At 69.9% G+C, this 6,472-nt stretch carries 6 protein-coding genes and 2 pseudogenes; 3 read left to right on the top strand and 5 right to left on the bottom strand.

Going from position 1 to position 6,472, the window contains the following annotated elements; genetic code table 11:
• Positions 1–1,250: ISL3 family transposase (locus tag ACFVHV_RS16410; RefSeq protein ID WP_380351744.1), on the bottom strand; the 1,250-nt coding region annotated here is incomplete at its 3' end.
• 321 nt (positions 1,251–1,571) lie between these two features.
• Here ACFVHV_RS16410 and ACFVHV_RS16405 point away from each other — a divergent pair.
• Entirely contained in the window at positions 1,572–2,003 is a 432-nt protein-coding gene (locus ACFVHV_RS16405; RefSeq protein WP_380351743.1) for an Imm1 family immunity protein, read from the top strand.
• 131 nt (positions 2,004–2,134) lie between these two features.
• On the opposite strand, the gene ACFVHV_RS16400 is transcribed toward ACFVHV_RS16405, so the two are convergent.
• Positions 2,135–3,634 carry an MFS transporter gene (locus tag ACFVHV_RS16400; RefSeq protein ID WP_380351741.1) on the bottom strand — a complete coding sequence of 500 codons (1,500 nt, stop codon included), beginning with the start codon at positions 3,632–3,634 and terminating at the stop codon, positions 2,135–2,137.
• Positions 3,635–3,743: 109 nt separating this feature from the next.
• Here ACFVHV_RS16400 and ACFVHV_RS16395 point away from each other — a divergent pair, with 109 nt between their 5' ends.
• On the top strand, positions 3,744–4,274 hold the full coding sequence (locus ACFVHV_RS16395) for a MarR family transcriptional regulator (RefSeq protein ID WP_359903673.1): 531 nt from the start codon (positions 3,744–3,746) through the stop codon (positions 4,272–4,274).
• On the opposite strand, the pseudogene ACFVHV_RS16390 reads toward ACFVHV_RS16395, so the two are convergent.
• Both ACFVHV_RS16390 and ACFVHV_RS16385 read right to left on the bottom strand, forming a co-directional pair.
• A pseudogene (locus ACFVHV_RS16390) lies at positions 4,271–4,663 on the bottom strand (transposase); the annotation flags it as partial. The gene ACFVHV_RS16395 and the pseudogene ACFVHV_RS16390 sit on opposite strands and share 4 nt — an antisense overlap.
• Before the next feature lie 143 nt (positions 4,664–4,806).
• Positions 4,807–5,139: a hypothetical protein gene (locus ACFVHV_RS16385; RefSeq protein WP_380351739.1), complete on the bottom strand. Its 333-nt coding sequence runs from the start codon at positions 5,137–5,139 to the stop codon at positions 4,807–4,809.
• 513 nt (positions 5,140–5,652) lie between these two features.
• Here ACFVHV_RS16385 and ACFVHV_RS16380 point away from each other — a divergent pair.
• Positions 5,653–5,810, top strand: a pseudogene (locus ACFVHV_RS16380) (LexA family protein); the annotation flags it as partial.
• A gap of 283 nt (positions 5,811–6,093) precedes the next feature.
• Here ACFVHV_RS16380 and ACFVHV_RS16375 read toward each other — a convergent pair.
• A complete protein-coding gene (locus ACFVHV_RS16375; RefSeq protein ID WP_359903680.1) occupies positions 6,094–6,330 on the bottom strand; it encodes a hypothetical protein in 237 nt (78 codons plus the stop codon).
• Positions 6,331–6,472: the final 142 nt, after the last annotated feature.

The following is a 6,472-nucleotide window of genomic DNA, read 5'->3' as shown; positions in this document are numbered from 1 at the left end:
AGACGGTCGGGGTGGCGGGTGATCCAGCTGGTCACGTCCCTGACGGACGGCTTTCGGCGGGGCGGGTCCTGGTGCGGGAAGGCTTCCCGCAGCCGGCGGACGTAGACGCGCACGATCTGCTCCTGACCAGGGAATCCGCGGTGTCGGATCTCCTCGAACAGGCGCCGGGCGATCGTGTGGCCCTCCGCGAAGCGTTGATCGAGGTAGGGCTTGTAGGGGTCGAGGATGCTGGTGCGTCCCGTCCAGCGGCCGACCAGCAGTTCGTCGGGATCCTGCGCGCCGGCCAGTCGGCGGACGGTGCCGCGTGCAAGGCCGAGTCGGCGGGCGACAGCGCGCAGGCTGAATCCGTCCTTCACGAGCGCGTGGACGGCGGCGTGCTGTTCGCGGACCCGGTCGGACAGGCGTCCGGTCCGGCGGGGCTCGGCGCTGACGGGCGGAAGGACAACTGCTCTGGCAGGGCCGGGTGCAGGGGCTGGTTCGGGCAGCAGGGCTCGGTGCTGCAGCACGGTCGTCTCGACCGCGTCGGCGAGGTTCTGCCACAGGTGGAACCGGTCGGCGACGTGGATCGCGTCCGGGGCGCCGAGCCGGGCGGCCTCGGCATAGGAGGCGGAGCGGTCGCGGCAGACGACCTTCACTCCCGGGTGGTCGGCCAGCCAGGACCGGACGGTGGCGACCGTGCGGTCGGGCAGCAGGTCAACCGGGCGGCGGGTCTCGATGTCGACCAGGATCGTGGCGTAGACGTGGCCCTTGCGCAGGGCGAACTCGTCGATGCCCAGCACGCGTGGCACCGTGGGCGCCGGATCCGGCAGGGCGCGTATCAGCCGCAGGAGCGTGGAGCGGCTCACCGGGACCGCGAAGGTCTCGGCCAGGCGGGAGCCGGCCCGGCCGGCAAGGGCAAGGGCGAGCTGCTGGAGCGCGGTCTGCAGGCCCTGGCTCCGCCGTCCGTGACGGAATGTCAGCCCCGGCGCCTGTTCGACGAACGTGGCCCGGGGGCAAGCTCGTTCACGGCAGCGGAAACGGCGGACCCGTAACTCGACCACCACCCGCCGCCCGCCCGCCGCCCTGTCGTCCAACCGTCGCACGTAGCTGCTGTGTACCCGGGTCGAGACAGTTCCGCACGACGGACAACCCGCCTCGTCGGTGGTCGTGGCGGCGTGGACGGTGACGCGGTCGGCGCGGATGGTCAGGGTGTTGACCGCGATGTCGGCGGTTTGGTGGAGCCAGAGGTCTTTGAGGAGATCGTCAGCCACGGCTGTTCATGATTGCGGTTCTGGTGATGCTCTGTGGCTTTGGCACGGAAAGTGATCCAGAACCCACATTGAGCCGTCGCCGACAGCGCAGTCCGGCGGACACGATCCGCCTCACGGGCAGCCGGCAGGCATCAGCGATTTCTTCGACCTGGAGGGGGCGATGTCATCAGCGCCTGTTGTGAACACGTACAGGAAGTCCTTGAGGATGACAATACGGGCCTCGCGGTCCACTTCCCCGAATAAGGATGGAAGCGGCCGGGATTCGAAGACCTTCGGGACTGCCGGGAATGAGAAGAAGGGTTGAGTGGGGAAGGAGTGGCGATGCGAGCTGAACTCCGGTACAGGGAAGATCGAATTGTGGAGCCCGATTATCTTCATTCGGTCGATGAGGTCGGTGTCCTGATCGAGGATCTTCTGACTGGGCCGGTTCACCAAAACCTGGCCCAGATCATTCATCTGGACCGCCCCTCGATGATGCCGGAATGGCCCGATCACGAGTTTCTGATCGGAGTGGACAGGGCGGTCCAGCTCGGAGTGGTCGCCTTCGCCGATGGCGGGGGCAGTGTCATTTCCGCAGGGGGTCCCGAAACCAGGAATGCGCCGGTGTACTATCTTGCCGGACACTGGACCGATTTCTCGGACCGGGTTGAGATTTCGATCGACATCGTTCGAAATGCCGTCGAGGAGTTCCTGGCTTCGGGAGGGAAGCGGCCCACATGTGTCCCGTGGAAAGAGCGGTTCCCTGACGGCTGAAGGCCGTCCCGTAATCCAACAGTGGCCTTCGCCTGGGCTCTGCTCGTGGCGTGCGGTCGGGTTGGGTTGCCCAGCTGGCCAGTGTCGGTGCAGGGGAGGGGGCTTTCGTGGGCGCTCTCCCCGGCTGTGTTTCACGCGGTGAGGTGCTGCTCCGCGTCGGAGCCGGTGGCGGGCTCGGTGGCGGCGCCGTGCTGTTCTTCTTCGGGGCGGCCCTTTGGGGGCAGGAGGAAGGTGATCGCGAGGAAGACCGTCAGCAGGCATGCCTGGACGATCAGGGCGCGGTGGAAGCCGTCGATGAAGTCACCGGTCCTGGCCTGGGCGAAGAACACCGAGCCGAAGACCGCGACACCGATGGAGCCGCCGACTGCCTGGACCGCGGACAGGACACCGGAAGCGGAGCCGATCTCGTCGTCGTCGACCGCGGCCAGGATGAAGCTGAACAGGGCGGCGATCACCATGCCGGCGCCGACGCCCGCCACTGCCACGCCGGGGGCGATGTCCCGGATCGCGAACGAGGCGGCGTCGAGGCGGTCGAGCTCGGCCCACAACAGGGCCGCGCCGGCCAGTTGGACCAGCGGTCCGATCTGTAGCACCCTGCGGCCGATCCTGTCCGCGAGGAACGCGCCGCTGACGGCGCCGCCGATCGCGGTTCCCACCGCGAGGGGCAGGTTGCCCAGGCCCGCTTCACCGGCGGTGAAGTGCCGGCCGATCTGGAGGAAGAGGGTCAGCACGAGCTGGGTGCCGATGAGCCCGCCGAAGAACAGGGCGATGCCGCCGAGTCCGACGGTGAAGGCCGGCTTGCGAAGCAGGCCCGGGGTCACCAGCGGCTCGCGGCCTGCGGCGGCCGTGCGGCGCTGCTGGAGGGCGAAGAGGGCGAAACCGATCGCCGAGGCGGCCATGGACAGCCATGTCCACAGCGGCCAGCCGTCCTCCTGCCCCTGGTTGAGCGGCAACACCAGCAGACCGCAGGAGAGTGCGACCAGGGCGGCGCCGGTCAGGTCGACCCGAACCGCGCGGTCGCCCGGCTGCTTCGGCACGAACTTCGCGGCGACGATCAGTGCCGTGAGCCCGATGGGCAGGTTGACCAGGAACACCGACCGCCAGCCCAGGCCGAAAAAGTCGCCCTCGATGAGGAAGCCGCCCAGGACCGGGCCGATGATGCCGCCCAGGCCGAGTACGGGTCCGAAGACCGCGAAGACCTTGGTCAGCTCGGGGCCGGAGAAGTTCTCCCGCAGCAGACCCAGCCCCTGGGGCAGGAGCATGGCCCCGGCGGTGCCCTGCAGCAGGCGGAAGGCGATCAGCGACTCGATGTTCGGCGCGAGTGCGCACAGCAGCGAGGCCGCGGTGAAGGCCGCCAGGCCGATCAGGAACATCCGGCGCCGTCCGTAGCGGTCGCCGAGCCGGCCGCCGAGCACGAGCCCTGCGCCCAGGGTGAGGGCGTAGCCGCCGATCACCCACTGCAGTCCGACGGAACCGGCACCGAGGGACTTCTCCAGGTCCGGTCCGGCCACGTTGACGATCGAGGCGTCCAGGAGATCCATGACCTCCGCGACGATCACCGCCACCAGGATCAGCCATCGCCACTGGTAGGGCTCGGTCGTCTCGTCGGGGGTGGGGGACGGGGCACGCACGCCAGATACCTCCATGGTGAAGTAATTCCATGATGAAGGTAAATTGGTGGAGGTAGGTTGTCAAAGCGGGCCGCCCACCTGGACGCCCGGCAGGTGAGACGAGGTGGCAATGCCTGTGGAGGAAGCGATGGGCGACGGTGTCGCGGCGCGGCGCGAGCGGCTGATGGAAGGGCTGCGGATCTATGGCGGCCACTACGCCGAGCTCAGCCGGCGCTTCGCCGCCTGGCTGGGCCTGCACTCCACCGACGCGACCGCGGTGCTGGAGATCGCCGCCGCCGAGGAACGCGGGACTCCGCTGTCACCGGCCCGGCTGAGCGAGCGCATCTCCCTGTCCACGGGCGCCACCACCGCACTCCTGAACCGCCTCGAAGCGGCCGGACACATCGTCCGCACCCGCGAGCACTCCGACCGGCGCATCGTCACCCTGCGCAGCGGCCCGCACATCCAGGAGCGGGCGGACGAGTTCTTCGGCCCGCTCGCCCACCGCCTCGACGCCGCGATGTCCCCCTACCCGCCACAACTCCTGCAACAGTTCGAGCAGTTCATCACCGATCTGAACGCCACCATGGACGCCCACCTCGCCGAGCGGAGCCCGGTGGCCCCGTGCCCCCCCGGCTCCCTCGGGGACCGCCGGCGCTAGAGGCCGCCCCGGGTGGGGCGGGCCAGCGCGAGGTTGTGGAGGCGGGCAATGCCGAGCACGGCGTGATGCACACCGGTTCCGCGCAGGCGGCATTCGCGGAGGATATTCCAAGTCCTTCATGCGGAAGAAGGTGTGCTCGACGCGGGCTCGTGCCCATCGGCGGACGACGTTGTCGGCTTCCTGTCGAGGCGTCGGACGTTCCTGGCCCGGGCGCCGGCGGTGCGGCATGAGAGTCCTGTGCCTTGGTAGCCGCCGTCGGCCGGTACCGGGGCGTCGCGGCAGGCCAGATCGACACCGGACTCGGTGAAGGCCCGGCAGTCGTTGCGGTTGACGGGCACAGGAAGGCCGACGGCAACGACGAACCTGCTGTTGGCGTCGATCACCCGTGCAGGCCGCGTGCGGCATCGGCGGAACCGGTTGCGGTGGCCCGTGGAGGTGCCTTGAGAACGGGTAGGAGTCGGGCGCGGTGAGGCCGTGACCACGGTGCTCGTGTCGGTTCACGAGGCTGTCTCTTGTCGGCTCGGCGGACCTGTCAGCCGATCTGCTGCGGCAGTCGGCGGTCCTCGAAGGGGTCGTCGCGGTCGTGGGGCTCGTACGGCTCGAAGTCGGGGCGGTCGATGAGCTCGGCGACCGAGAAGGGGTGCCGGTGGTCGGTGAGGAGCCGGTGGACGAACTCGGCGGTGGAACCGTCGAACCGCGCACAGCTGTCGCCGTCCTCGTTGCGGGCGACGACCGGCCACCGGTTCGGGTCCGCGCCCTCCGTCAGCCAGTAGAACTGGTGGGCCCGGACGGAGTCGGGCCACTGCCGCGACCGCGGCCGGCCCGTCACGGCGGCGAGCCGCCGCACCCAGCGCTCACCCGGCACCTCGGCCCCTTCCTCCGATTCCCCGGCGGGGCAGGAAGGCCGTCGCCGGGTCGATCCGGCGGGCCGTCACCGCGACCAGGTGCGACCCGCTGCCGCCGTTGTCCCGGACGATCCCGCAGCCGATCCACCGCCGCCCACCACCCACCCGCACAACTCGACGAGCCGCCCGGCGAACGGTGCGACCAGCGGCAACCCGCTGCCGTCGTCGAGGGCGGGGTCGACGAAACCACCGGCCGCAAGGACACGCGACGACCCCCAGCGCGGGCGCAACGCCTCGACGAGACGGCGATGGGCGGTGACGAGGTCGCCGTCGGCGGGCAGGCGGGCGACGGCGGAGCCGGGCGGTCCAACAGCGCGTCGATGCGGTGCAGATGGTCGGTGGTGTTGTCCATGACGGCAGTCAACCGCGAGCCGCCGACAGGGCTCCCGGCAGTCCTCGCCCTGGCGATCACAGCCGGCTACCAGCTCGCCGGACTCCTCGGGGAACCGGCGCCGGCCGCGGACAGCTGCGCCGTCGTGGCCGCGTTGACCGACGGTACGGCCGTCGTCGAGCGGCTGGAGCGCGAGGACGGCCGGATCCGGCCGATGCCGCACACCTCGGCGTACGGGCCGATCAACGGCGACACGCGACCGTCCTCGGCAAGGTCGCCGCAGTCCTGCGCAGCCCGTGACGGTCGGCCTCGCCACCAACTCCCGTGCCCGCTTGAGTACGGCTGCTCAGGCGCCGGTCCGAGTCGCACTCCTGGCGTGGTGGCACGAGGTGAGACGGAGGGACCGGAGTGCTCGACAAGAGGTTGCTGAAGGGCTGCCTGGGGACCGTGATGGTTCTCGCCGCCCTGGCGGGGATCGTGTTCGCGCTCTACATCGGCATGTGGATCTACATCGGTCCTGCCGGCTGAACAGCGCAGTGCGCAGCTCGGGTGGTCGACGGCGTTCGGCGGCGGATCCGCTCGGTCAGGTCCGGCTTCCGCCGGCTGCGGCTCTCCGTACGCCGTTGCGGATCCATTGCCGGTTGCCCGCACATGCCAGGGCCGGACCGACGAGCATGGACAGCATCCACAGTGCGACGCTGGCGGGCGAGTAGATGTAGTACTGCCATCGATTCGGCAGCAGCGTCGGCAGGAGAAGGAGCGCGACGAGTGTCGCCCAGGTTGTGAGCACGGTGATCACTGCGCGCGCCGCCACATCCACACCGTTTCCTGGTGCCACGTGTCCCCCTGGCCGAGTTCGGAGCGGATCCTGGAGCGGATCCCGCCCATCAAGTTTGAACGTGTTCAATATAGCAGCGCGGCTGCGGGGTGGGGGGGGGCGTGGGGGGGGGGGACCCCCCCCC

Source organism: Kitasatospora sp. NPDC127116, from assembly GCF_042677365.1.
Classification (GTDB): domain Bacteria; phylum Actinomycetota; class Actinomycetes; order Streptomycetales; family Streptomycetaceae; genus Kitasatospora; species Kitasatospora lactacystinica.
Note: the sequence above shows the minus strand (reverse complement) of the source record. Positions and strands in the feature narration are given on the sequence as shown.